We start from the raw sequence: 23,667 nt of genomic DNA, 5'->3' as shown, positions 1-23,667 counted from the left end.
GACATCGATATTCCTTTCATGAGCGAGGGATGGATGGCACGAGCGCTTCGTGCGCACCGTCGCGGATCAACGCGAGCGGATAGCCGAAGGCAGCGCTCGCGCGTTCGGCAGTGAGAACGTCGGCGACGAGGCCCGCGTGCGCGCCGCCGTGGCCATCGAGCAAAAATGCGTGCGTCGCGAAACGGCGCGCGAGATTCAGATCGTGGCACGAGAAGATTACGGCGCGCTTGTGTTCCCGCGCCGCATCGCGCAACACATGCAGACAAGCGATCTGATGATGCAGGTCGAGATGCGACAGCGGTTCGTCGAGCAACAAGAGCCCCGCGTTCTGGCATAGCACGGCGGCAAGCGCGACACGCTGGCGTTCACCGCCGGAAAGCGTCAGCACGTCGCGCGATGCGAACGATGCAAGGCCCAGGGTATCGAGCGCGGCGCGTGCGGCGGCGCGGTCTTCGTCGCTTTCCCAACCCCAGCCGGCGAGATGGGGAAAGCGGTTGAGCAGCACGGTATCGAGCACGCTCGCGCTGAAGGCATCGTGCGCGGCTTGCGGCATCAATGCGCGCGCGCGCGCGAGGTCTGCCGCGCGCCATGACGCGAGCGCACGCCCATCGAGCGACACGCTGCCCGACGCCGCCTTCGCCAATCCCGCGAGCACGTTGATGAGCGTCGTCTTGCCCGCGCCGTTCGGCCCGGCGATGCACCACACTTCGCCTGCATCGATCGACTGCGTGAGACCGTCGACGAGCGTGCGCGCGCCCGCGCGAAGCACGATGGCGTCGAGATGCAACGTCATCGCGGCCTCCGCAGCAGCATCCACAGGAACATCGGCACGCCGATCAATGCGGTGACGACGCCGACCGGCAATTGCGCGGGCGCGATCACCGTGCGCGCGAGGAGATCCGCGGCCATCACCGCGAGCCCGCCCGCGAGCGCGGCGGCGGGCACGAGCATGCGCTGATCGTTGCCGAACGCAAGGCGCAGCAGATGCGGCACGACGAGCCCGACGAAGCCGATGGTTCCCGATGTCGTCACCGCAGCCGCCGCCGCGATCGATGCGGCGAGATACACGCGCACGCGCAGCCGCGCAACCGGCACGCCGAGCGCGCGCGCGGCCGTGTCGCCGCGCAGCAGCACGTTCAGTTGCGGCGCAACCGGAACGATGGCGACGAGCGCGAGCACGAGCGCGATCAATGCGGGCCACGGCGTAGCCGCGCCGTTGAGATCGCCCGTCAGCCAGAAGATCATGCCGCGCAGCCGGTTCTCGGGCGCGATACTCAGAATCAGCGTAATCAGCGCGCCCCATCCGGACGCGATCACGACGCCCGTCAGCAAGAGCCTCGGCGATGCTTCCTGCGCGCTTTGCCAAAGGTCGCGGCGCGCGAGCCCGAGCACCAGAACGATCGATGCGAACGCGCCTGCGCATGCCGCGATATCGACGCCCCACCACGGCATCGACGCGAGCATCGCGGCAAGCGCGAAGGTCGCCGCGCCGCCGGACACGCCGAGCACATAAGGTTCCGCGAGCGGATTGCGCAACAGCACTTGCAGCAGCGCGCCGGCAAACGCGAGCAGCGCGCCCGATGCGAAGCCCGCGAGCGCGCGCGGCAGGCGCAGCGCGAGCACGATGTCACCGGCGATATCGGGTGTCGTCGTATTCGCGTGAAAGAGCGCGCCGAGCGCACGCGATACGGGCAACGCAACACTGCCCATCGCGAGCGACGCGACGAGCACGGCGAGCGTCGCCAGGCCGAGCGCGATCCATATCGCGGTGGCGCGGCTCGCGTTCATCGCCCGCAACGGTTCAGCCGCGCGGCTCACGACGGATGCCAGCCCAAGGTGATGTACGCGCCGCGCCGTGGCGTGTTGTACGAGTACGCAAGTTCATAGTCCTTGTCGAACAGATTGTCGATGCGCGCCGTGACGTACCACGACTTCGATATATCGTAGCGCGCCGACAGATTCACGATGCCGTAGCCCGCGAGCGTCGAATCGTAATCGCGGCGCTCTCCGCTCACGATCCATTCGCCGCCGACGCGCCACGGCCCGATCGTGCGATGCGCCGTCAAGGTCGCGAAATGCCGCGCGCGCCGCGTCAGGTCTTCGTGATTCGTTTCGTCGACGGGATTCTGGAACGTGACGCCCGCGCGCACGTCCGTTGCGCCGACGTGCCCCGCCCACGATCCCTCGATGCCCTGCACCTTCGCGCGCCCGACGTTCTGCGCGACATAGTAGAAGCCGCCGTCGGACACGTAATCGATCAGATTCGAATAGCGCGTCTGGAAGAGCGTCACGCGCATCACACCGAGCGCATTCGATGCGTACTGCAACGCGGCCTCGACGGAATGACTGCGCTCCGGCTGTATCGACGAATTGCCGCTCAGCGGATAGTAGAGATCGTCGAAGCTCGGCGCGCGAAACGATCCCGAATAGCTCGCGCTCGCCTTCCAGTGCGTATCGAAGTTGTATGCGTAGCCGAGATAGTAGCTGTTCGCGCCGCCGAAATCGGAATACTGATCGTGACGCAGATTCGCCTGCAAGTCATTCGCGCCGATATGTCCCACGTAGCCCGCAAAAATCGAGTTCACGTGTCGATCGGGCGCGCGGAACTGGTCGGAATCGAGCGTCTGATCGAGATGCTCGTAGCCGAGAAAGAGCTTGTGGTCAGCGTCGATCCTGAGATCGTTCTGCCACGTGTATTGCCGGTTCTCCGAGTTGAAGCGGCTCGTATAGACGCCGTTCTGCTCGATGTTCGCGCGGTCCTGTCCCTGTGCGATCGTGAAGTGCGTCGTCCAGTTGTCCGTGATGCGGCCGTTCGCGAAAACCGACGCCGAGCGCACGCGGCTATGCGTTTCGTTGATGTCGGTCGGCAGGCCGTAGGCATCGTCGAAACTGTTGATGCCGTTCGATTGCAGGAAGCGCACGCCCGCGTCCCACTTGTCGGTGAACGTGTGGCGCAGCGTCGCCGCGACGCTCTCGTTCAGATAGCCGTTCGCATTCGGATTCGCGCCGGGCGCGAGATTCGGATCGATCGCCGAGAAACCGTCGGTCTTCTCGCGCGAGACGTTGATGCTGAAGGTCGTGCGCCCGTCCTTGTCGAGCGCGCCGTTCACGCCCGCCGCTTGCCGCTGCGTGTGATAGCTGCCGTATTCGGCCTCGAAGTTGAAGCGCGGCGGATGCGGCTCGCCTTCCTTCGTGAAGATCTGCACGACGCCGCCGATTGCGTTCGAGCCATACAGCGCCGACACATTGCCGTTCACGACCTCGACGCGTCCGGTCTGATCGAGCATCAGTTGCGATAGCTGCGCCGCGCCGAGCGAGGCCGATTCGACGCGCACGCCATCGATCAGCACGAGCGATTGCGATGACGCCGCGCCGCGTATGAAAAGCCCCGAGTTCGCGCCCGGCCCGCCGTTGCGCGTAATCTGCACGCCGGGCGCAAGCGCGATGAGGCCGAGCACATCGTCGGCGTTGGCGTCGGCGATGTCCTGTTCGTCGAACACGGATGTCTGCGGGATCGATGCGGCGAGCGGCTGCGGCGCGCGCGTCGCGGTGACGACGACGGGCGCGAGCGTCTGCGATGCATCGTCGGCTGCATGCGCCGCGCCGGCGAACGGCAACGCGCCGATGGCAGCAGCGAGCACGCCATGACGGGAGAGACCGCTCTTGAGCGCGGCCAGTGGCAATACCATGAGTGAAGTGTTCCGTTTCGCGTGAGCGCGACCCCGCTCCCCGCGAGGACGATGCGCGACGAACGCATCGCGCGCTATACGCCGATGCGTCGAACTACGGCCGGTATCCGGGCTGACGACGGATCGTCTCGCCTTCCCGCGCATCGTGCGCAGTGGCGTCGACACGTTTCTTGCAGTCGCGTGCGTGCGATGAAATTCGACACGCTCGCGCGCCATGAACGCGCATGAGACGACTTGCAACTTGCGTTGCGGTCGCTTACCGTTGCGGGGGCAGCACAGGTTGGCTCGTTGCCGGTTCCGGCAACGCCGCGCCCTGTTTCCCGTTTGACTGCATCCGCGAGATCCGCGGAGGCGAGCACCAAAAGTGCGGCAAGTGTAGGAGCGCGGTCAGGGATCGTCAAGAAAACCGCAGAGGCAGCGCGGCGCACCACGAATCGAACGAGAAGCGGGCGCGGGCTGTCTCCATGAGCGTTGCGGGGCGCTCGCGTTTTCTGCACACGAATGCATTGCGACGCACGTCGATTCGAAGGAATTAGGCGCGAGATCGCGTGTTGTTACGTCTCGAAACGAGACATTTATCGGAAGCTCCGTTGAACCGCGCTAAAATGCGAGGTCTTTAGAGGACGCAGCACATGCTCAACGAACTCGAATCACTGTCAGGAAATATCGGCCGGCTGATCCAGATCAGCGAGCGCCACAAGCAGGCGCATCAGGCGCTGCAGGAACAACTGGAACAACTGCGCGCCGATTATTCGAACGTGCAGGCCGAACTGGCGCAAGTGCGCGAAGAGCGCGACACGCTGCAGTCCGAACGCGATTCGCTCTCCGCGAAAATCGACGACGCGCAAGTGCGCCTCAACGCGATTCTCGAGAAGCTGCCGCGCGCGAAGTCGGGACAACATGCCGAGTCCGACAATCAACTCGATCTCCTCGAAGCCGATTCCCGCGAAGCACACGAAGCGGAATTGCACGGCGAGCATCATCAGGGAGAGAAGGCATGACGACCACGCAGATCGAAGTATCCATTCTCGGCCAACCGTATCGTCTCGCCTGTTCGCCGGAAACGGAAGGCGCATTGCGCGAAGCCGTCGCGCGCGTCGATGCCGAGATGAACAAGGTGCGCAATGCAAGCAGCGTGCGCGGCACGGACCGCATCGCGGTGATGGCGGCGCTTTCGCTGGCGTCGGAATTGCTTAAGCTGCAGGACAGCGTGCGTCACGGCGAAGCCTTCCCTGCCGAAGAAATCCGCCGCACCATGCATTCGATGAACGAACAGCTCGGTGCCGTCATTGCGCAATACGAAGCGCAATGACGAGACGCGCGCCGCAGTAATCGGCGAGTCAATCGGCGCGCGATGTCGATGAAAAAAAGAAACCTTGGCGGGGCTGCAGAAGCCAGATGATTGGTGTAGAGTGACGTTTCCCTGCCTGGTTCGCCAAGGTCATATATTCCTTGAACCAATGCTACATTGGCACGGTTGCGGAACCTTGCAGCACGGGCGCGCGCGTCGCTAGTCCGATGTACCCGAAGTGTTGCTTACCGCGACCAATCTTGAACCCAGGTTCAGGATGCCGGCCTAGCGGCTGTGGCGGGGACCTCATCAAAGAACGGCATCGGTTTTTCCGATGCCGTTTTCGTTTGTCGCGGCCGTTCGCCCTTCCACTCATGCACACGACCATGCGCTACTGGCTGATGAAGTCCGAGCCGGACGAAGCGAGCATCGATCATCTCGCGCACGCGCCGAAGAAAACCTTGCCGTGGACGGGCGTGCGCAACTATCAGGCGCGCAACTTCATGCGCGATCAGATGCAGATCGGCGACGGCGTGCTCTTCTATCATTCGAGCTGCCCGGAGCCAGGCATCGCGGGCATTGCGAAGGTGTGCTCGACGGCCTATCCGGATCCCACGCAGTTCGATCCGAAGAGCGATTACTACGATCCGAAATCGACGCGGGAAACGCCGCGCTGGATGCTCGTCGACGTGAAGTTCGTAAAGAAGACGCCGCTCGTTTCGCTTGCGGCGCTGCGCGAGCACGAAGAACTCGCGGACATGCTGGTGCTCGCGCGCGGCAACCGGCTGTCGATCACGCCGGTCACCGAAGCGCAATGGCGATTTATTACCGAGCATCTCGTCTAACAAGGAACTTACGACTTCACGACCGCGACTAAATCCGGTCGCAAGTACGCGATGTCCTGGAGTCCTTCGATGATCGATAAAAAAACTGCCGCCGCCCTCGCGCTCCTCGCGATGTCGGGCGCCGCGCTCACTTTCTCTCACGTCGCCGCCGCGCAAACGGTGATCACGCAGCCGCAGCCTTCGGGCGTGCTCTCGCTTTCGGCTCAGGCAAGCGCGCAAGTGCCGCAGGATGTCGTCGACATCACGCTCTTCTACGAGCAGGAGGCGGCCGATCCTTCTTCGCTCACCAATACGCTCAATCAGCGCGCGGATGCCGCGCTGCGCGAAGCGAAAGGCGTCGACAACGTGACGGCGAAGAGCGGCTCGTTCACCGTATATCCGTCCACCGATCGCGACGGCAAGATTTCCGCGTGGCGCGGCCGCACGGAAGTCGTGCTCGAATCGCACGACTTCGCGGCGGCATCGAAGCTCGCGGGCAAGATGAGTTCGTCGATGCAAGTAGGCAGCGTCGCGTTCTCGCTATCGCCCGAGGCGCAGCGCGCCGCCGAGCAGAAGCTCGTCGCGCAAGCCATCGACTCGTTCCGCAAGCAGGCGCAAACCGCCGCGCAAGGCTTCGGCTACAGCAATTTCACGATTCGGGAAGTGAATGTCGGACACAGCGGCGCGCAGCCGCGTCCCGTCATGATGATGCAATCGCGCGCAATGAGCGCCGATGCGAAGATGGCCTCGCCCATCGCGATGGAAGCCGGTACGACGACAGTGACCGTCGACGTATCGGGTTCGGTGCAGATGGGCCGCTGAATCGATGCGGGGCGCGCGCCCCGCGTCGCTCATACTTTTGCAGACTGAGGCGGCAGCCGCAGATTGCGCTTGTATGCCCACACCATCATCACCACGCCCGCGAGGATCATCGGCAGCGAAAGCCATTGGCCCATCGAGAGGCCGAGCGCGAGCAAGCCGAGGTAATCGTCCGGCTCGCGTGCAAATTCCACCGTGAAGCGCGCGAGTCCGTAGCCGATCAGAAACAGCGCGGAAATCGCGCCGACCGGGCGCTGCTTGCGCGAGAACCTCCAGATCACGACGAACAACACGAGTCCTTCCAGCGCGATCTCGTACAGCTGCGACGGATGGCGCGGCAGCATGTGATAGCGCTGGAAAATTTCCGTGAGGTGATACTGCGCGTCGAGCTGCGGATTTTTCGAGAGCCAGACGGCATCGTCGTTCGTCGAGTTCTGGAAGAGCATCGCCCACGGCGCGTTCGGATCGGTCACGCGGCCCCACAGTTCGCCGTTGATGAAGTTGCCGAGCCGCCCTGCCGCGAGGCCGAGCGGCACCATCGGCGCGACGAAATCCGTCACTTGCAGCCAGGTGCGCTTGCGGTGGAACGCGAACAGCACCATCGCGAGCGTCACGCCGAGAAAGCCGCCGTGAAACGACATGCCGCCTTCCCAGACCTTGAAGATATCGAGCGGATGCGCCGCGTAATAGCTCGCCTTGTAGAACACCACGTAGCCGAGCCGCCCGCCGAGAATCGTGCCGAGGACACCGTAGAACAGCATGTCGTCGATGTCTTTCGCCGTCCAGCCTTGTGCCGCGACATACGGCAGCCGCAGCCGCAACCGGCCGATCACGATGGCCGAGACGAACGCCACCAGATACATGAGGCCGTACCAGCGCACGGCGAGCGGTCCGAGATGGATCGCGATGGGATCGAAATTGGGATGTATGAGCATTCTGAAGTGGAGAGCTGAGCAACTTTCAAAGGCGAATCATACCGAAGTGGCGCTGTCGGCCCGCGAACGGACGATCTCGATGAATCCGGCGAGCACGGGACTCACCTCCGCCGTGCGCCATACGAGCCCCGTTTCGACGACGGGACCCGCATCGCGCAGCGGACGATACACGACGCCCGTGCGCCGCAGATGACGCAGCGATTGCGGCACGAGCGCGACGCCCATGCCGGCGGACACGAGGCTCACGATCGTCTGCATCTGAATCGCTTCCTGGCCGATGCGCGGCGCGAGACCAGCCGCGCCGTAGCAGCCCATGATCGTGTCGTGCAGGCCGGGCGCAAGCCGCCTCGGGAAGACGACGAGCGGCGCGGCGGCGAGATCGCGCAAATCGACCGGTTCATCTTCGTTCGATGCGAGCGCTTCTGCCTGCTGCGTGGACATCGCGATCATCAGCGGCTCGCGCGCGATCGGCACATACTCGAGCGACGACACGTAACGCGGCGGCAGCGGCGGAATCACGAGTCCGGCATCGATGCGCCCCGCGACGAGTTCTTCGATCTGCACGTCGCTCGTCGCTTCGGTGAGTTGCAGGCGCACACCCGGATAACGCGCGCCGAAATCGCGCAGCAGCGCCGGCAGCAGCCCGTAATCGGCGGTGGAGACGAACGCGAGCGACAGCACGCCCGCCTCGCCGCGCGCGAGCGACTGTGCGAGCGGACGCAGCGCATCGGCGGATGCGAGCAGGCGGCGCACTTCCGGCAGCAGATCCTTGCCGACCGGCGTCAGCTCCACGGTCCGTTTCGTGCGCACGAAAAGCGCGACGCCGAGCGCGTCTTCCAGCGCGCGGATCGCTTGTGAGAGCGGCGGCTGCGTCATCGCGAGACGCGCGGCGGCGCGGCCGAAGTGCATCTCCTCGGCGACCGTCACGAAGTAACGCAGAAGTCGTAGATCCATTGATATGTTTTGCGACCTAATAAGCCCTGAATAATATATTGGACGGGCATATCGCGTCCGCTGCATGCTTGCCGGACTAAACGAAGAAAGTCCCCTTCAGGAGCACACCATGGCCTTCAATCGCCGCTCGAAGCACATCACCCAGGGCGTCGCGCGCTCGCCCAACCGTTCGATGTATTACGCCCTCGGCTACAAGGAGGAAGACTTCGACAAGCCGATGATCGGCGTCGCGAACGGCCACTCGACCATCACGCCATGCAATGCCGGTCTGCAGCCGCTCGCCGATGCCGCCATCGAATCGATCCGAAAATCCGATGCGAATCCGCAAATCTTCGGCACGCCGACGATCTCCGACGGCATGTCGATGGGCACCGAAGGCATGAAGTACTCGCTCGTGTCGCGCGAAGTGATCGCGGACTGCGTCGAGACCGCCGTGCAGGGGCAATGGATGGACGGCGTCGTCGTGATCGGCGGCTGCGACAAGAACATGCCCGGCGGCATGATCGGCATGGCGCGCATGAACGTGCCGTCGATCTACGTGTACGGCGGCACGATCCGCCCAGGCAACTGGAAGGGCAAGGATCTGACGATCGTGTCGTCGTTCGAGGCGGTCGGTGAGTTCACGGCGGGCCGCATGTCGGAGGAAGATTTCAAGGGCGTCGAGAAGAACGCGTGCCCGTCCACCGGCTCGTGCGGCGGCATGTACACGGCCAACACGATGAGCTCGTCGTTCGAGGCGCTCGGCATGTCGCTGATGTATTCGTCGACGATGGCGAACCCTGATCAGGAAAAGGTCGATTCGGCGGCGGAATCGGCGCGCGTGCTCGTCGAAGCGGTGAAGAAGGATCTGAAGCCGCGCGACATCATCACGAAGAAGTCGATTGAAAACGCGGTCGCGCTCATCATGGCGACGGGTGGCTCGACCAACGCCGTGCTGCACTATCTGGCGATCGCGCACGCGGCGGACGTGGAATGGAGCATCGACGACTTCGAGCGCATGCGCAAGAAAGTGCCGGTCATCTGCAATCTGAAGCCGTCGGGTCAGTATGTCGCGACGGACTTGCACAAGGCCGGCGGCATCCCGCAGGTGCTGAAGATCCTGCTCGACGCGGGTCTACTGCACGGCGACTGCGTGACGATCACGGGCCGCACCATCGCGGAAGAACTGAAGGATGTGCCGGGCAAGCCGCGCGCGGATCAGAAGGTGATTTTCCCGATCGATCAGGCGCTCTACAAGGAAGGGCACCTGGCGATCCTGCGCGGCAATCTCGCGGAAGATGGCGCGGTCGCGAAGATCACGGGCCTCAAGAATCCGGTCATCACCGGCCCGGCGCGCGTGTTCGACGACGAGCAGAGCGCGATGGAAGCCATTCTCAGCGACAAGATCAAGGCCGGCGATATTCTCGTGCTGCGCTATCTCGGACCTGTCGGCGGTCCGGGCATGCCCGAGATGCTCGCGCCGACATCGGCGATCATCGGCAAGGGGCTGGGCGAATCGGTCGGCTTCATCACCGACGGCCGTTTTTCGGGCGGCACCTGGGGCATGGTGGTCGGCCACGTCGCGCCGGAAGCGTTCGCGGGCGGCACCATCGGGCTCGTGCAGGAAGGCGATTCGATCACTATCGACGCGCACAAGCTGCTGCTGCAATTGAACGTCGACGACGCCGAAGTCGCGCGCCGCCGCGCCGCGTGGAAGCAACCGGCGCCGAAGTACACGCGCGGCGTGCTGGCGAAGTTCGCGGCGCTCGCCGGGCCGGCGAACAAGGGCGCGGTGACGGGCTGATCCCGAAGCGTCGCGGTGAAACGAAGGGGCGCGCGTGCGCCCCTTTTTCTTACTCCCCGCGCTGGCGGCGCAACTCGTGCTCGACCGCGTCACGCACCCATTCGCTCATCCGGCCTTCGAGCGCCATCGCGACTTCGCGCGTGATTGCAGAAACGAGTTGCGTCGAATGCTCGCGCAGCACGTCGCGGCAGCGCTCTTCGATCAGCACGCGCGCGTCGCCCGTCAGAAAGCTCGTGAAGCGGCCGCGCAGACGTTCGGCGATCAGCGCGGCATCGTATTCGATCGCGGCTTCATCGGCGGATGGCGCGCGTGCGTATTCCGGCTTGCCGGGCACGACGACATCGGTCAGCGTGGGAATGGAAGGATCGAAGGATTCGGGCTTGTCGGTCATATGGGTGGTCTCCTGTGTTGCTGCGAGCGTAGCGCGCCGAACGCGCGCCGTCTGTTCGCTCAACCGCCCTGATTGTGCGTGTCGATCACATAGCCGCGATCGCGATAGAAGCGATAACGCTCGCGGCCCGCGGCGAGTTCATCGCCATCGCTGCCGACGATCTCGACGAGCCGCTCGAAGCGCGCAAACTGCGCGGTCACCGGCGCGCCCAGATTGACGAGCACGTGATGATGCGGCGCTTCATCGAGATTCGACGTGAGCACGACAGGCGTGTCCTGCGCGAGCGCGCTTTTCGCCATGCAGTGCGGGACGAATTCGAGCGGCTGGAAGCTCCACAACTGCTCGTCGAACGCGGCGAGACGCTGCGCCTCGGCGAGCACGACGAGCGGCTTGCCGCTCGCATACACCTTGCGCGCGAGGCGGCAGGCGTAAGCGACCGTATCGCCGACATTCGTATGGAAGTCGATGCGCGTCATGCGTACTTCACGCGCCCGCGCGGTCGATCAGGAACTGCGAAAGCAGCGGCACCGGACGGCCCGTCGCGCCTTTCGCCGCGCCGCTTTTCCAAGCGGTTCCGGCGATGTCGAGATGCGCCCACGGATACGCCGTCGCGAAGCGCGACAGGAAGCACGCCGCCGTCACGCTGCCCGCCGGACGGCCGCCGATATTCGCGACATCCGCGAAATTCGATTTGAGCTGATCCTGATATTCGTCGTCGAGCGGCAGACGCCACGCCGGATCGGACGCTTCTCGCGATGCGTCGAGCAGCTCGCCCGCGAGCGCGTCGTCCTTCGAGAAAAGGCCCGTGTTGTGATGCCCCAGCGCGATGATGCACGCGCCCGTCAACGTCGCGATATCGACCACGGCTGCCGGCTTGAAGCGCTCCGCGTAGGTCAGCGCGTCGCACAGGATCAGACGGCCTTCGGCGTCGGTGTTGAGCACTTCAATGGTCGTGCCGTTCATCGCCGTGACGATGTCGCCCGGCTTCAACGCGTTGCCCGCGGGCATGTTCTCGCACGTCGGGATGACGCCGATCACGTTGAGCTTCAGGCCCATTTCGGCGACCGCGCGCATCGTGCCGAACACCGAGCCCGCGCCGCACATGTCATATTTCATCTCGTCCATCGCCTCGCCGGGCTTGATCGAGATGCCGCCCGAATCGAACGTGATGCCCTTGCCGACCAGCACGACCGGCGCATTCTTGCCCTTGGTCTTGGCGGTATCGGCGCCCGCGCCCAGGTAATGCATGACGATGAACTGCGGCGGTTCGACGGAGCCCTTCGCCACCGACAAGAACGAGCCCATCCCGAGCGCCTCGATCTGCTTCTGGCCGAGCACTTCGACCTTGAGCTTGAAGTCGCGGCCGAGCTTCTTCGCGGTCTGGCCGAGATAGGTCGGCGTGCAGACGTTCGGCGGCAGGTTGCCCAAATCGCGCGTGAGGTCCATGCCGTTTGCGATCGCGACGCCCTGCTTCACCGAGACCTTCGCGGCTTTCTCGTCGGCGGAATCGACGCTGAAGACAATCTTCTTGAGCGAGCGCGCGCCGTTGTCGGGCTTGCTCTTCATCTGCGTGAACTTGTAGGTCAGTTCGCGCAGCGCGAGGATCGCGGCGCGCACGGCCCAGACGGCGTCGCGTTCCTGAACAGGCAATTGCGCGAGCGTGAAGGTCGCCTGGCCGATCTTCGAGCCGAGCACCACGCGCCATGCGGCGCGCACGGCTTCGCCATACGCTTTCTGATTGAAGGCGTCCTGCTTGCCGAGACCGACGAGCAGCACGCGCGATGCGCCGATGCCGGTCACTTCGGGCACGAGCAGCGTCGTGCCGGCGCGCCCGCTCATGTCGCCCGCTTTCACGACGCGCGAAATCAGGCCTTTGGTGGCGACATCCATGTCGCGCGCGGCGCCCGTGAGCGTCTGCGCTTCGAAGATGCCGAGCACGATGACATCCGACTTTCCGGTAAGGAAACCATTTGCCTCGCCTTTGCTCCAATCACAGGCTTTTATGCTAAAGTCCATCGCGCTTATCCTCGGATAAAATCTTGGCTGAAGGATGAAAGCCGCAATTATCCGCTATTTTTTCCGCGGCGGTCACAGGCTGGCGGCGTGAGGGTAAGCGAATACCCTTCCCGCAAGCCACGCGATGCGCGCATGATTTCCGCATCGCCGCCGGCTCCAAGCAAAAATTCAATGATCTTCGAACGCTCCCTGCAGCGCGAACTCGCGTACACGGCCGGCGCCGTGTTCATGGTGCTGCTCACGATCATGCTCACGACGATGATGATCCGCATCGTCGGCTTCGCGGCGCAAGGTCAGATCGACCCGAAGGACGTCGTCGTGCTGATCGGGCTCACCGTCATCGGCTATCTCGCGGTCATGCTGATCGTGACGCTCTTCGTCTCCATTCTCTTCGTGCTCACGCGCTGGTATCGCGATTCCGAAATGGTCGTGTGGCTCGCCTCGGGTGTGAGCCAGACGCAACTCATCAAGCCGGTTGCGGTGTTTTCCACGCCGATCATCATCCTCATCGTCTTCTTCGCGTTCGTCGGCTGGCCGTGGTCGAATCAGCAGAGCAAGCTCATCAAGCAGCGCTTTCAGCAGCGCGATGAAGTGTCGCTGCTCGCGCCGGGGCAGTTCCGCGAATCGCCGTCTAGCCATCGCGTGTTCTTCATCGAGAAGATGTCGCCGGATCAGGCTCAGGTGCAAAACGTATTCGTCACGAGCACCGAGGGCGGCAAGGTCAACGTGATCGTCTCGCAGACCGGCCACACGGAAACGCGCGAGGACGGCGACCGCTTCATCGTGCTCGACAACGGCCGCCGTTACGACGGGCTTCCCGGGCAGCCGAACTTCCGCATCATGGAATTCGAGCGCTATGGTGTGAAGATCATGAGCCGCCAGGTCGTGAATACGCCCACGACGACAGGCATCTACACGCCCGATCTGCTCGCCGATCCCACCAAGGAAAATCTCGCGGAATTCGCCTGGCGCATGGGCCTGCCGCTCATCGCAATCAATCTGATGCTGCTCGCCATTCCGCTCTCGTATCAAAACCCGCGCCGCAGCCGCACGATCAATCTCGTGATGGCCGTGCTCATCTATCTCACTTACTCGAATCTGCTGAACGTCGTGCAGTCGTGGATCGAGCAGGGCAAGCTCTCGTTCGGCGTGGGGATAATCGGGCTGCATATTGTCGTGGGCGCGCTCGTCGCCTTCATCTTCTGGCTGCGCATCCGCAACCGGCCGCTTTTCAGGCTCTCGTCGCTGACGGGATCGAAGAAGGGAGCCTGACATGTTGCGCATCTACGAACGATACTTCGCGCGCCAGATCTATCTCGCGTTCATCTTCATCCTCTTCGCGTTCTCGGGCCTGTTCTTCTTCTTCGACCTGATCAACGAACTGAACACGGTCGGGCACGGCAACTACAAGTTCACGCTCGCGGTGCTGCGCGTCGCGTTGCAGACGCCTTCGCGCTTCTACGAAATCATTCCGGTGGCCGCGCTCATCTCGGCCATCTACGTCTTCGCGCAGATGGCGGCGGCGTCCGAGTTCACCATCTTCCGCGTGTCGGGGCTGTCGACCGGCGCCGCGCTGCGCTCGCTGCTGAAGATTGGCGTGCCGCTCGTGGTCATCACTTATCTGATCGGCGAAGTGGTCGGGCCGTACACCGATCAGTTGTCCGAACGCGTGCGGCTGGAGGCGCTCGGGTCGTCGGTGTCGTCGAATTTTCAGTCGGGCGTGTGGGTGAAGGACACGTTGACGGCGAAGGAGAATGGCGAGCAGGTCACGCGCTTCGTCAACGTCGGCACGCTGAATCCCGACTCGACGATCGCCAACGTGCGCATCTACGAATTCGACTCCAAGTTCCGGCTGACCAACGTGCGCATCGCGCAGAGCGGCGTGTATCAGCCGCCGGGGCACTGGAGGCTCACTGGCGTGACCGACACGCGTCTCTCCGACGCGCCGCCGCAAGCCGTCAATCCGGGCGATACGCTGAACCCGGTCTATCGCGCGACGCAGACGACGCTGCCCGAATACTCGCTGCGCTCGGAGCTCACGCCGCAGATTCTGTCGGTGCTGCTGGTGTCGCCCGACCGCATGTCGATGTTCAATCTGTTTCGCTACATCCAGCATCTGACCGAAAATCATCAGGATGCGCAGCGTTATCAGATCGCGTTCTGGCGCAAGATCCTGTATCCGTTCGCGGTGTTCGTGATGCTGATTCTGTCGCTGCCGTTCGCGTATCTGCATACGCGTGCGGGCGTGGTCGGCGTAAAGGTGTTCGGCGGCATCATGATCGGCATGAGCTTCCAGTTGTTCAACACGCTGTTCTCGCATATCGGCAATCTGAACACGTGGCCCGCGCCGATCACGGCTGCGGCGCCCGCTCTCGCCTATCTCGCGATCGGGTTGATCGGGCTGAAGTGGGTCGAGCGGCACTGACGTTTCTTCTCTCACGGAGAACGCTATGAACAAGCACGGCATCATCCTGTTCGGTCACGGCGCGCGCGATCCGCGCTGGGCCGAGCCGTTCGAACGGCTTGCGGCGAAGTTGCGCGGCGCGCGCGGCGATCAGCCCGTGACGCTGGCGTTTCTCGAGTTGATGTCGCCGGATTTGCCCGCCGCCGTGGCCGAGCAAGCCGCCGCCGGCTGCGATGCAATCACCGTCGTGCCCGTGTTCTTTGGGCAAGGCGGACATGTGCGGCGGGATTTGCCGAAGATCGTCGATCGGTGCCGGGCAGCGCATCCGGATGTCGTTATTTCCTGCGCGACGGCGGTCGGGGAGGATGATGCGGTGCTGGAGGCGGTGGCGGGATATTGTTTGCGGGAGGTGGGCTGACAGCTGGCGTTGGCTGTTTGGCCGAGTGGCGGCAGCGAATTCGGGCACCTATAATTGGATATACGTTTTCGTATATCCAGTCGAGTCCCGCATGAATTTGCTCATTTCCAAATGGGGCAATAGCCTCGCAGTACGCATACCCGCCGATTATCTGCGGCACACGGGCCTGTCCGAGGGCGATCAGGTGCAGGTGAGTCTCACCGTCGACGGTGGAATCTGCCTCCGGCCTGCCAGATGGGACCGTCGGGCGTTCGCGGCAGAACTAGCCGAAGTGCGCGACGCCATGCCGATGACCGACTCCGTCATCGACGAACTCCGGCGCGGAGCGCGTTACTGATGATCTACGTCGACACCAGTGTTCTGGTCGCGTTGTGCGTCCGCGAACACATGACCGCCGCGGTTTCGCGATGGTATGCGTCCGTCAAGGACGATCTGATCTCCGGAGCATGGTGCGTCACCGAGTTTGCCAGCGCGCTCGGCATCAAGCGGCGAACCGGACAGATGAATGAAGAGCAATCCGCTTTTGCGTGGCGCAGCTTCGAAAGAATCTGTTCGAGCGACCTGCAACTCACGCCGATCGAACCGCCGGTTTTCCATCACGCGGCCGTTCTCGCGCTGGACGCATCGACCGGACTGCGCGCGGGAGACGCGCTTCACCTCGCTACCGCGCTCGACTGCAAGGCCAAGACGATGGCGACTCTCGATACCATCCTTGCGAACAATTCGAAGCAAAAGAAAATCAGGCTGGTCGACTTCTGAATTTCCGGGATTCAAAGCAAAAGAGCGCACCGTCTCCGATGCGCCCTTTCGATTATTCCAGCCAGGCCGACATCAAGCCGCCGCCTGCATCCCCTTCAGATGCACCTTCGGCTTCACCGCCGATGCCCTTTCGCGAAACGCCTCACCGATCATCAGCAAACTCGGCTGCGACGGGTCCAGCCATTCCTGCGCCTCGCCCAGCGCCATGCGCGCCAACGTCAGCGTCAGCGTGCGCTCGCGCGGCGTGCTGCACGCCTCGACGATCGCCACTGGCGTCGAACCGGGACGCCCCGCATCGATCAATTGCTGGGCAATATCCGGCGCGCTGTCGCGGCCCATGTAGAACACGAGCGAATCGGCTTTCGCGTGCTCGCGGATTTCGTCGCTGTCCGCCGCGCGCGAATGCGTCGCCAGCGCAACGCTGCGCGCCACGCCGCGCAAGGTCAGCGAACGCTTGAGCGTCGCCGCGCTCGCGAGCGCCGCCGTGATGCCAGGCACCACTTCGAACTCGATACCCGCCGCTTCGAGCGCGCGCATCTCCTCGTCCGCGCGGCCGAACAGCATCGGATCGCCGCCCTTCAGACGCACGACGACGCCATGCTCCAGCGCCGCATCGACGATCTGCTTGTTGATGAAGTGCTGCGCCGTCGAACGCTGTCCGCAACGCTTGCCGACAGCAATCTTCTTCGCGTTCGGCGCGTAGTCGAGCATCGCCGCTTCGACGAGCGCGTCGTGCAGAACGACGTCCGCCTGTTCGAGCAGACGCATGCCGCGCACGGTGATGAGGTCCGCCGCGCCCGGTCCCGCTCCGATCAGATAGACCTTGCCCATATCTTTCATCCGTCGATTAGCCAGATATCGCACGAATCATACCGGCCGCGACCGTGTGATGCGTCGCTTCATCGATCAACACGAACGCGCCGGTGCCCTGATGCGTATCGTACTCGTCCGCGACGAGCGGCTTCTGCAATGTGAGCGCCACGCGGCCGATATCGTTCATCGCGAGCGTGCTGCGATCGACCGAATGCGACAGCGTATGCACGTCCAGCACCTGCTTCACCGCGCCGATGCGTGCGAACACCGTGTTCGTCGTCTGCTTCAGCAGATACTTGCGCTGCGGCGAAAGCGGCTCTTCGTCGAACCAGCAGAGATCGGCTTCCAGCTTCTTCGCCGGCTCGACCTTCGCCGCGGCGGGAACGAAGGTATCGCCGCGCGACACGTCGACGTCTTCCGTCAGGCGAATCGTCACCGTCTGGCCGGCGAACGCGCGATCCACCGGCGCGACGCCGCCCGGCACCGGCGCGATGATCTCGGCGACCGTCGCTTCCCGTCCGGCGGGCAGCACGGTCAGCGCATCGCCGACGCGCACTTCGCCTGCTTCCACACGGCCCATGTAGCCGCGGAAATCGTCGGCCTGCGCTCCATCCTGGCGCGCGACCCACTGCACCGGGAAACGCAGCGCCTGATCGGTGGGCTGCGCCACGGGCAGCGATTCGAGCAGATCGAGCAGCGGCTCGCCCGCGTACCATGGCATGCGCTCGCTGGCCGTCACGATGTTGTCGCCCTTGAGCGCCGACACCGGCACGAAGCGCACGTTCGACAGCCCGAGCTGACGCGCGAGCACGACATACGCATCGCGAATCTCGTTGAAGCGCGCTTCGCTGTATTCAACCAGATCCATCTTGTTGATCGCGACGATCACGTGTTGCAAGCCGAGCAGCTTGACGATCGCGCTGTGGCGCTTCGTCTGCGGCAGCAGTTGCGCGACGCCATCCTCGAACGTGACGCGCGTCGCGTCGACGAGAATGATCGCGGCGTGCGCCGTCGATGCGCCCGTCACCATGTTGCGCGTGTACTGCTCGTGGCCCGGCGTATCGGCGATGATGAACTTGCGCTTCGCCGTCGCGAAATAGCGATACGCGACGTCGATGGTGATGCCCTGCTCGCGTTCGGCTTCGAGGCCGTCGGTGAGCAGCGACAGATCGATTTCATCGCCGACGGTGCGCTTGTTCTTCGCGCGCGAAATGGCGGACAACTGATCCGACAACACCGCCTTGCTGTCGTACAGCAGACGGCCAATTAGCGTGCTCTTGCCGTCGTCGACGGAACCCGCGGTGATGAAGCGCAACACGCCCAGATCTTCAGCTTGATAGATGCTCATGACTCGTTTCTTCCTCTGGCGTGTCGCTTAGAAATAACCTTGCTTCTTGCGCTGTTCCATCGCGGCTTCGGATGCCTGATCGTCCATGCGCGTCGCGCCGCGTTCCGTGATTTCCGTCACGGCCGTCTCGGCGATGATCTTCTCGACGTCATCGGCGTCGCTCGCGACCGGGCACGTGCAACTGATATCGCCGACAGTACGAAAACGCACTTGCGCGATCTCGGCGGTCTCGCCTTCGCGCACCGGCGTAAGCGGCGTCACCGGCACGAGCAGCCCGTTGCGGCGCACGATCTCGCGGTCATGCGCGTAATAGATGTTCGGCAGTTCGAGCTTCTCGCGTGCGATGTACTGCCACACGTCGAGCTCGGTCCAGTTCGAGATCGGAAACACGCGAAGATGCTCGCCGTTGTGCAGACGCGCGTTGTAGATGCTCCACAGTTCCGGGCGCTGCGCTTTCGGATCCCACTGGCCGAATTCGTCGCGGAACGAGAAGATGCGCTCTTTCGCGCGCGCCTTCTCTTCGTCGCGGCGCGCACCGCCGATCATCGCCGTATAGCCGTATTCCTCGATGGTTTCGAGCAGCGTCACCGCTTGCGCGGCATTACGCGAATCCGTTTCGCGGCGCAGACGCACCGTGCCCTTCCGGATCGAATCCTCGACATGACCGACGACGAGCTCCGCGCCGATTTCGGCCGCGCGACGATCGCGAAAATCGATCACTTCCTGGAAGTTGTGACCCGTGTCGATATGCACGAGCGGGAACGGCAGCGTCGTCTTCCGATTGCCGCCGAGGCCGAACGCCTTCAACGCGAGCGCCAGCACGACGACCGAATCCTTGCCGCCCGAGAACAGAAGCGCGGGCTTGCTGCATTCCGCGACGAGTTCGCGGATGATGTGGATCGATTCGGCTTCGAGCCAATCCAGGTGATCCATGCGAGTCGCCGTGTTGACGACCGGTGCGGTGACGTTAGAGTCGAGCGTCGTGCTCATGTTCGTCGATCCTTTTCTTGGCGGCGCTTCTTCGAGCGTCGCGTTCAGTGACAGGGTTTGCTGCTTCAGATCGCGGAGCTTGGCGCTTCTTCGACGATCTTGATGTTCGTGATGTGCAGGCCGCATTCCTTCGTATCGCGCGATTCCCACCACCAGCGTCCGGCGCGGCTGTCCTCGCCGGGGCGCACGGCGCGCGTACAGGGTTCGCAGCCGATGCTCGGATAACCGCGAGCATGCAGCGGATTCACGGGCACATCGAAGGCTTTCAGGTAATCCCACACATCGGTTTCGGTCCAGTCCGCGAGCGGATTGAACTTCGCGATGTTGCGCGGTTCGTCGTGCTCTTCCTCGTGCAATTCGGCGCGCGTCACCGACTGCTCGCGGCGCTGTCCCGTCACCCACGCGGATACATCCGACAGCGCGCGATTGAGCGGTTCGACTTTGCGGATATGGCAGCAGTTCTTGCGCAAATCGATGCTTTCGTAGAACGCGTTCAGCCCGTGATCGCGCACGTAGGCATCGACGGCGTCCTGCTGCGGATGGAACTGCTCGATGTCGTAGCCGTAACGCGCCTTGACGGTATCGAGCATGCCGAGCGTTTCCGCGTGCAGACGGCCCGTGTTCAGCGAGAAGATGCCGATCTTCACACCGCGCGACAGAATGGCGTGCGTCAAAACCATGTCTTCGGCGGCGAGGCTGCTGGCTAGCTTGACGTTCTGGTGGCGCGCCGCGATCGAATCGAGCAGCGCATCCAGACGTTCAACCTTGGCTTGCAATTCAGGCGTCATACATCACGCTCCAAGCGCGGCGACGAGCGCCGAGCGGCGGCGGAACAGCGGCTCCGGGTTATCGGTCGCGCCCTGATACAGATTGGTGAATTCGGTGAACGCGTTGAGCGCGTCGTTGATGTCCTTGTCGGCGCGCACGGCGAACGCATCGAAGCCGCAGCGCGCGTGGAACGCGACCTGATCGCGCAGCACGTCGCCGATGGCGCGCAATTCGCCCGTCCACTGATAACGCTCGCGCAGCAATCGGCCGATGGAAAAGCCGCGGCCATCGCGGAACACCGGGAAATCGACGGCGATGACGGAAAGCGCGTCGAAGTTCGGCGCGAGGTCGGCGGGTTCGTCGTCGGGCGCGAGCCACACGCCGATGTCCTCTTTCGCACGCGATGCGACGATCGCCGACTTGTGCTCTTTCCACAGCGCGAACGGCACGATGATCTTGCCGGCCGGCAGCGCATCGACAGCCGGCAGCGTGCCGTCTTCGGCGGCACGCACGACGGCAAAACTGTCTTCCACGACCGCGCGGTTCTTGATAATCAACGTCATTTGCAGATCCTTAAGCGTGAGCCTGGCGCGATGCGTACACGCGCTCCTTGAACGGCGCCATGCCGATGCGGCCGAACGTCTCGATGAAGCGCTCGCCTTCGATGCGGTTATCGACGAAGGTGTCGATCACTTGCGAAATCACGTCGGGCATCTCTTCGGCCGAGAACGACGGGCCGATCACCTTGCCGAGATGCGCGCCGGTCGCGCCCGAGCTTTGCTCGCCGCCGAGCGTCACCTGATACCACTCGGAGCCGTCCTTATCGACGCCCAGAATGCCGATGTTGCCCACATGGTGATGACCGCACGCGTTGATGCAGCCCGAGATGTTCAGCGACAGGTCGCCCAGGTCGTGCACGTAATCGAGATCGTTGAAACGGTCCTGGATGGCGAGCGCGATCGGAATCGACTTCGCATTCGCGAGCGAGCAGAAGTCGCCGCCCGGGCACGCGATGATGTCCGTCAGCAAGCCGATGTTGGCCGTCGCGAAACCGAGCGCCTTCGCACGCTCCCAAACGGTGTGCAGATCGCGCTTCTTCACGTTCGCGAGAATCAGGTTCTGCTCGTGCGACACACGGATTTCGCCGAACGAAAATTCGTCGGCGAGCGCGGCGACATCGTTCATCTGCTGATCGGTCGCGTCGCCCGGCGCGATATGGCGCTGCTTGAGCGACAGCGTCACCGCCGCGTAGCCCGGCACCTTGTGCGGACGCACATTGCGCTCGACCCAGCGCGCGAACGGCTTGTTGTCGATCAGATGCTTTTCATACGATGCGTCGGTGTCCGCCAGCTTTTCGTAGACCGGCGGCGCGAAAAACGCCGACACGCGATCGACTTCTTCCTGCGTCAAGGTCGACGGGCCGTCCTTCAGATGCTGCCATTCTTCCTCGACCTGCTTGCTGAACTTCTCCGGCGACAGCGCCTTCACGAGAATCTTGATGCGCGCCTTGTACATGTTGTCGCGGCGGCCGTAGCGGTTGTACACGCGCAGCACGGCTTCGCAATAGGTAAGCAAGTGTTGCCATGGCAGATCGCGCTTGATGATGGCGCCGACGATCGGCGTGCGGCCGAGCCCGCCGCCCGCGAGGATGTCCGTCACGACTTCGCCCTGCGCGTTCTTCTTGAGATACACGCCGAGATCATGGACCTGCACGGCCGCGCGGTCTTCCGCCGAGCCGTTCACCGCGATCTTGAACTTGCGCGGCAGCCACGCGAACTCCGGATGGAACGTCGACCATTGTCGAAGAACTTCCGCCCACGGGCGCGGATCGACCTGCTCGTCAGGCGCGACGCCAGCAAATTGATCTGCGGTGATGTTGCGGATGCAGTTCCCCGATGTCTGGATCGCGTGCATCTGCACCGACGCGAGCTTGCGCAGGATTTCCGGCGTTTCTTCGAGCTCGACCCAATTGAACTGGATGTTGGTGCGCGTCGAGAAGTGGCCGTAGCCGCGATCGTGCTCGCGCGCGATGGTCCCGAGCATGCGCAACTGGTCGCTGCGCAGGTTGCCGTACGGAATCGCGATGCGGTGCATATACGCGTGGCGCTGCATGTACAGGCCATTCTGCAGACGCAGCGGACGGAATTCTTCTTCGCTCAATTCGCCCGACAAACGGCGACGGACCTGGTCGGTATACTGCGCGACACGTTCGTCGACGATGCGTTGGTCGATCTGATCGTATTGGTACATTCGGGGGCCCCAAGTTCTTGTAAGGCGCCGCGTCCTGGCTCGGTGTTCCGGACCCGCGGCGCGTCTCGTCCATCGAATATCCATTGAGTCGCTGTCGCGCGCAGCGTTCAGACGGAACGCTCATTTGCTTATGACAGATAGAGATATGGATATTGGAAAAATTGGACTGATAGTAAAGAACCTGCTATATATTGCAAACGACTGAAAAATTACTTTGATATGCCCGGCAGTAATAAACAAAGGCGATAAATGAATCTGCATCAGTTCCGCTTCGTGCGCGAGGCCGTCCGGCAGAACTTCAACCTGACGGAGGCCGCGAAGGCGCTGTATACGTCGCAGCCGGGCGTGTCGAAAGCGATCATCGAGCTCGAGGACGAATTAGGCGTCGAAATCTTCACGCGGCATGGCAAGCGCGTGCGCTCGCTGACCGAGCCGGGGCGCATCATCCTCGCGTCGGTCGAAAAGATCCTTCAGGAAGTGGAAAGTCTCAAGCGGGTCGGCAAGGATTACGCGGCGCAGGATCAGGGTAATCTCGTCATCGCCGCGACGCACACGCAGGCGCGCTACTCGCTGCCGTCCGCTATCGCCGAATTCAAGAAGCGCTTCCCGAAAGTCCACCTTTCGATATTGCAAGGCAGTCCGACGCAGGTCGCCGAGATGGTGATCCACGATCAGGCGGATATCGCCATCGCGACCGAGGCGATCGCCAACTACAAGGAACTGGTGTCGCTGCCCTGCTTTCAGTGGCAGCATCTCGCCGTCATGCTGCCGGATCATCCGCTGCTCGAACGCAAGACGCTCACGCTCGACGATCTCGCGCCGTATCCGATCATCACGTACGAGGCGTCGTTCGCGGGGCGCACGAAGATCAATCAGGCGTTCGCGCTGCGCAATCTGACGCCGGACATCGTGCTCGAAGCCATCGACGCGGACGTCATCAAGACTTATGTCGAACTGGGACTCGGCATCGGAATCATGGCGGACATCGCGTTCAATCCGGAGCGCGACCGTCATTTGCGCGCAATGCCCGTCGGGCATCTGTTCGGCACGAACGTCACGCGGCTCGCGCTGAAACAGGGCGCGTATCTGCGCAGCTATGTGTATACGCTCGTCGAACTGCTGTCGCCGTCGCTCAATCGCAAGCTGATCGAGCAGGCGCTGTCCGGCGAGCACGAGAGTTACGAGCTTTGAACAACGGCGGCACGCGCCGCCGAG

Annotated in this window: 25 protein-coding genes, 1 other RNA gene and 1 riboswitch; of the genes, 12 read left to right on the top strand and 14 right to left on the bottom strand. The window is 63.2% G+C overall.

From position 1 onward, the window contains the following. Positions 1–16: 16 nt before the first annotated feature. The 3 genes from AWB77_RS16630 to AWB77_RS16620 are packed head-to-tail and all read right to left on the bottom strand — an operon-like array spanning position 17 to position 3,689. Positions 17–793 (bottom strand): ABC transporter ATP-binding protein, encoded by a 777-nt coding sequence (locus AWB77_RS16630; protein ID WP_061135767.1) that lies wholly within the window; start codon positions 791–793, stop codon positions 17–19. After that, positions 790–1,788, bottom strand: coding sequence for a FecCD family ABC transporter permease (locus tag AWB77_RS16625; RefSeq protein WP_061135766.1), 999 nt, complete (start codon positions 1,786–1,788; stop codon positions 790–792). Before AWB77_RS16625 ends, AWB77_RS16630 begins: the two co-directional genes overlap by 4 nt. Before the next feature lie 26 nt (positions 1,789–1,814). Beyond that, entirely contained in the window at positions 1,815–3,689 is a 1,875-nt protein-coding gene (locus tag AWB77_RS16620) for a TonB-dependent receptor plug domain-containing protein (RefSeq protein ID WP_061135544.1), read from the bottom strand. An 81-nt stretch (positions 3,690–3,770) separates the two neighbouring features. Continuing rightward, positions 3,771–4,068: riboswitch (cobalamin riboswitch) on the bottom strand. A 253-nt stretch (positions 4,069–4,321) separates the two neighbouring features. Here AWB77_RS16620 and AWB77_RS16615 point away from each other — a divergent pair. The 5 genes from AWB77_RS16615 (at position 4,322) to AWB77_RS16595 (ending at position 6,626) form a co-directional block, all read left to right on the top strand. Beyond that, positions 4,322–4,690 (top strand): hypothetical protein, encoded by a 369-nt coding sequence (locus AWB77_RS16615; RefSeq protein ID WP_061135543.1) that lies wholly within the window; start codon positions 4,322–4,324, stop codon positions 4,688–4,690. Beyond that, complete coding sequence (locus tag AWB77_RS16610) at positions 4,687–5,001, top strand: cell division protein ZapA (RefSeq protein WP_061118796.1); 315 nt, start codon at positions 4,687–4,689, stop codon at positions 4,999–5,001. Before AWB77_RS16615 ends, AWB77_RS16610 begins: the two co-directional genes overlap by 4 nt. 105 nt (positions 5,002–5,106) lie before the next feature. Next, a non-coding RNA gene (gene ssrS, locus AWB77_RS16605) (6S RNA) lies at positions 5,107–5,288 on the top strand. Between the two features lie 78 nt (positions 5,289–5,366). Continuing rightward, entirely contained in the window at positions 5,367–5,825 is a 459-nt protein-coding gene (locus AWB77_RS16600) for an EVE domain-containing protein (protein WP_061135765.1), read from the top strand. Positions 5,826–5,936: 111 nt separating this feature from the next. After that, positions 5,937–6,626, top strand: a complete 690-nt coding sequence (locus AWB77_RS16595) for an SIMPL domain-containing protein (protein WP_374728698.1) — start codon at positions 5,937–5,939, stop codon at positions 6,624–6,626. 29 nt (positions 6,627–6,655) lie between these two features. On the opposite strand, the gene lgt is transcribed toward AWB77_RS16595, so the two are convergent. Further along, a complete protein-coding gene (gene lgt, locus AWB77_RS16590) occupies positions 6,656–7,558 on the bottom strand; it encodes a prolipoprotein diacylglyceryl transferase (protein WP_061135542.1) in 903 nt (300 codons plus the stop codon). A gap of 36 nt (positions 7,559–7,594) precedes the next feature. After that, positions 7,595–8,512 (bottom strand): LysR family transcriptional regulator, encoded by a 918-nt coding sequence (locus AWB77_RS16585; RefSeq protein ID WP_061135541.1) that lies wholly within the window; start codon positions 8,510–8,512, stop codon positions 7,595–7,597. A 109-nt stretch (positions 8,513–8,621) separates the two neighbouring features. On the opposite strand from AWB77_RS16585, the gene ilvD reads away from it, so the two are divergent. Next, entirely contained in the window at positions 8,622–10,295 is a 1,674-nt protein-coding gene (gene ilvD, locus AWB77_RS16580; protein ID WP_061135540.1) for a dihydroxy-acid dehydratase, read from the top strand. A 49-nt stretch (positions 10,296–10,344) separates the two neighbouring features. Here the strand turns inward: ilvD and AWB77_RS16575 are convergent, their stop codons facing one another. From AWB77_RS16575 to AWB77_RS16565, 3 genes are read right to left on the bottom strand one after another with little or no spacing between them, the layout of a single operon-like run. Beyond that, the gene (locus AWB77_RS16575) at positions 10,345–10,686 is read right to left on the bottom strand and encodes a DUF2486 family protein (RefSeq protein WP_061135539.1); all 342 of its coding nucleotides are present in this window, start codon (positions 10,684–10,686) and stop codon (positions 10,345–10,347) included. Between the two features lie 59 nt (positions 10,687–10,745). Further along, on the bottom strand, positions 10,746–11,162 hold the full coding sequence (locus tag AWB77_RS16570; RefSeq protein ID WP_061135538.1) for a DNA polymerase III subunit chi: 417 nt from the start codon (positions 11,160–11,162) through the stop codon (positions 10,746–10,748). Positions 11,163–11,169: 7 nt separating this feature from the next. Beyond that, positions 11,170–12,702 carry a leucyl aminopeptidase gene (locus AWB77_RS16565; RefSeq protein WP_061135537.1) on the bottom strand — a complete coding sequence of 511 codons (1,533 nt, stop codon included), beginning with the start codon at positions 12,700–12,702 and terminating at the stop codon, positions 11,170–11,172. 171 nt (positions 12,703–12,873) lie between these two features. On the opposite strand from AWB77_RS16565, the gene lptF reads away from it, so the two are divergent. The 5 genes from lptF (at position 12,874) to AWB77_RS16540 (ending at position 16,283) form a co-directional block, all read left to right on the top strand. After that, positions 12,874–13,974: an LPS export ABC transporter permease LptF gene (gene lptF / locus AWB77_RS16560; RefSeq protein WP_061135536.1), complete on the top strand. Its 1,101-nt coding sequence runs from the start codon at positions 12,874–12,876 to the stop codon at positions 13,972–13,974. A gap of 4 nt (positions 13,975–13,978) precedes the next feature. Continuing rightward, a complete protein-coding gene (lptG, locus tag AWB77_RS16555; RefSeq protein WP_061135763.1) occupies positions 13,979–15,127 on the top strand; it encodes an LPS export ABC transporter permease LptG in 1,149 nt (382 codons plus the stop codon). Positions 15,128–15,152: 25 nt separating this feature from the next. Further along, a complete protein-coding gene (locus tag AWB77_RS16550) occupies positions 15,153–15,524 on the top strand; it encodes a sirohydrochlorin chelatase (RefSeq protein ID WP_061135535.1) in 372 nt (123 codons plus the stop codon). A gap of 91 nt (positions 15,525–15,615) precedes the next feature. Beyond that, a complete protein-coding gene (locus AWB77_RS16545; protein ID WP_061135534.1) occupies positions 15,616–15,861 on the top strand; it encodes an AbrB/MazE/SpoVT family DNA-binding domain-containing protein in 246 nt (81 codons plus the stop codon). Next, a complete protein-coding gene (locus tag AWB77_RS16540; protein WP_063936512.1) occupies positions 15,861–16,283 on the top strand; it encodes a type II toxin-antitoxin system VapC family toxin in 423 nt (140 codons plus the stop codon). The genes AWB77_RS16545 and AWB77_RS16540 overlap by 1 nt, the downstream gene beginning before the upstream one ends. A 72-nt stretch (positions 16,284–16,355) precedes the next feature. On the opposite strand, the gene cobA is transcribed toward AWB77_RS16540, so the two are convergent. The 6 genes from cobA to AWB77_RS16510 form a co-directional block, all read right to left on the bottom strand. After that, a complete protein-coding gene (cobA, locus tag AWB77_RS16535) occupies positions 16,356–17,114 on the bottom strand; it encodes a uroporphyrinogen-III C-methyltransferase (protein WP_061135533.1) in 759 nt (252 codons plus the stop codon). A 16-nt stretch (positions 17,115–17,130) separates the two neighbouring features. Next, on the bottom strand, positions 17,131–18,444 hold the full coding sequence (locus AWB77_RS16530; protein ID WP_061135532.1) for a sulfate adenylyltransferase subunit 1: 1,314 nt from the start codon (positions 18,442–18,444) through the stop codon (positions 17,131–17,133). Positions 18,445–18,471: 27 nt separating this feature from the next. After that, on the bottom strand, positions 18,472–19,434 hold the full coding sequence (gene cysD, locus AWB77_RS16525; protein WP_061135761.1) for a sulfate adenylyltransferase subunit CysD: 963 nt from the start codon (positions 19,432–19,434) through the stop codon (positions 18,472–18,474). A 65-nt stretch (positions 19,435–19,499) separates the two neighbouring features. Continuing rightward, the gene (locus AWB77_RS16520) at positions 19,500–20,222 is read right to left on the bottom strand and encodes a phosphoadenylyl-sulfate reductase (protein ID WP_061135531.1); all 723 of its coding nucleotides are present in this window, start codon (positions 20,220–20,222) and stop codon (positions 19,500–19,502) included. 3 nt (positions 20,223–20,225) lie between these two features. Further along, a complete protein-coding gene (locus tag AWB77_RS16515) occupies positions 20,226–20,765 on the bottom strand; it encodes a DUF934 domain-containing protein (RefSeq protein WP_061135530.1) in 540 nt (179 codons plus the stop codon). A gap of 10 nt (positions 20,766–20,775) precedes the next feature. Then, a complete protein-coding gene (locus AWB77_RS16510) occupies positions 20,776–22,452 on the bottom strand; it encodes a nitrite/sulfite reductase (RefSeq protein ID WP_061135529.1) in 1,677 nt (558 codons plus the stop codon). 249 nt (positions 22,453–22,701) lie between these two features. On the opposite strand from AWB77_RS16510, the gene AWB77_RS16505 reads away from it, so the two are divergent. After that, positions 22,702–23,643 (top strand): CysB family HTH-type transcriptional regulator, encoded by a 942-nt coding sequence (locus AWB77_RS16505; RefSeq protein WP_061135528.1) that lies wholly within the window; start codon positions 22,702–22,704, stop codon positions 23,641–23,643. The last annotated feature ends 24 nt before the right edge of the window (positions 23,644–23,667 follow it).

The organism is Caballeronia fortuita (assembly GCF_001544835.2).
Classification (GTDB): Bacteria; Pseudomonadota; Gammaproteobacteria; order Burkholderiales; family Burkholderiaceae; genus Caballeronia; species Caballeronia fortuita.
The sequence above is the reverse complement of the archived record's forward strand: the minus strand, read 5'-3'. Positions and strand labels throughout refer to the sequence as shown.

What these genes read in the sequence shown, in the direction of transcription:
- AWB77_RS16630 (WP_061135767.1), bottom strand. Translation starts at nt 793, where the DNA reads ATGACGTTGCATCTCGACGCCATCGTGCTTCGCGCGGGCGCGCGCACG.
- AWB77_RS16625 (WP_061135766.1), bottom strand. Translation starts at nt 1,788, where the DNA reads ATGAACGCGAGCCGCGCCACCGCGATATGGATCGCGCTCGGCCTGGCG.
- AWB77_RS16620 (WP_061135544.1), bottom strand. Translation starts at nt 3,689, where the DNA reads ATGGTATTGCCACTGGCCGCGCTCAAGAGCGGTCTCTCCCGTCATGGC.
- AWB77_RS16615 (WP_061135543.1), top strand. Translation starts at nt 4,322, where the DNA reads ATGCTCAACGAACTCGAATCACTGTCAGGAAATATCGGCCGGCTGATC.
- AWB77_RS16610 (WP_061118796.1), top strand. Translation starts at nt 4,687, where the DNA reads ATGACGACCACGCAGATCGAAGTATCCATTCTCGGCCAACCGTATCGT.
- AWB77_RS16600 (WP_061135765.1), top strand. Translation starts at nt 5,367, where the DNA reads ATGCGCTACTGGCTGATGAAGTCCGAGCCGGACGAAGCGAGCATCGAT.
- AWB77_RS16595 (WP_374728698.1), top strand. Translation starts at nt 5,937, where the DNA reads ATGTCGGGCGCCGCGCTCACTTTCTCTCACGTCGCCGCCGCGCAAACG.
- lgt (WP_061135542.1), bottom strand. Translation starts at nt 7,558, where the DNA reads ATGCTCATACATCCCAATTTCGATCCCATCGCGATCCATCTCGGACCG.
- AWB77_RS16585 (WP_061135541.1), bottom strand. Translation starts at nt 8,512, where the DNA reads ATGGATCTACGACTTCTGCGTTACTTCGTGACGGTCGCCGAGGAGATG.
- ilvD (WP_061135540.1), top strand. Translation starts at nt 8,622, where the DNA reads ATGGCCTTCAATCGCCGCTCGAAGCACATCACCCAGGGCGTCGCGCGC.
- AWB77_RS16575 (WP_061135539.1), bottom strand. Translation starts at nt 10,686, where the DNA reads ATGACCGACAAGCCCGAATCCTTCGATCCTTCCATTCCCACGCTGACC.
- AWB77_RS16570 (WP_061135538.1), bottom strand. Translation starts at nt 11,162, where the DNA reads ATGACGCGCATCGACTTCCATACGAATGTCGGCGATACGGTCGCTTAC.
- AWB77_RS16565 (WP_061135537.1), bottom strand. Translation starts at nt 12,702, where the DNA reads ATGGACTTTAGCATAAAAGCCTGTGATTGGAGCAAAGGCGAGGCAAAT.
- lptF (WP_061135536.1), top strand. Translation starts at nt 12,874, where the DNA reads ATGATCTTCGAACGCTCCCTGCAGCGCGAACTCGCGTACACGGCCGGC.
- AWB77_RS16550 (WP_061135535.1), top strand. Translation starts at nt 15,153, where the DNA reads ATGAACAAGCACGGCATCATCCTGTTCGGTCACGGCGCGCGCGATCCG.
- AWB77_RS16545 (WP_061135534.1), top strand. Translation starts at nt 15,616, where the DNA reads ATGAATTTGCTCATTTCCAAATGGGGCAATAGCCTCGCAGTACGCATA.
- AWB77_RS16540 (WP_063936512.1), top strand. Translation starts at nt 15,861, where the DNA reads ATGATCTACGTCGACACCAGTGTTCTGGTCGCGTTGTGCGTCCGCGAA.
- cobA (WP_061135533.1), bottom strand. Translation starts at nt 17,114, where the DNA reads ATGGGCAAGGTCTATCTGATCGGAGCGGGACCGGGCGCGGCGGACCTC.
- AWB77_RS16530 (WP_061135532.1), bottom strand. Translation starts at nt 18,444, where the DNA reads ATGAGCATCTATCAAGCTGAAGATCTGGGCGTGTTGCGCTTCATCACC.
- cysD (WP_061135761.1), bottom strand. Translation starts at nt 19,434, where the DNA reads ATGAGCACGACGCTCGACTCTAACGTCACCGCACCGGTCGTCAACACG.
- AWB77_RS16520 (WP_061135531.1), bottom strand. Translation starts at nt 20,222, where the DNA reads ATGACGCCTGAATTGCAAGCCAAGGTTGAACGTCTGGATGCGCTGCTC.
- AWB77_RS16515 (WP_061135530.1), bottom strand. Translation starts at nt 20,765, where the DNA reads ATGACGTTGATTATCAAGAACCGCGCGGTCGTGGAAGACAGTTTTGCC.
- AWB77_RS16510 (WP_061135529.1), bottom strand. Translation starts at nt 22,452, where the DNA reads ATGTACCAATACGATCAGATCGACCAACGCATCGTCGACGAACGTGTC.
- AWB77_RS16505 (WP_061135528.1), top strand. Translation starts at nt 22,702, where the DNA reads ATGAATCTGCATCAGTTCCGCTTCGTGCGCGAGGCCGTCCGGCAGAAC.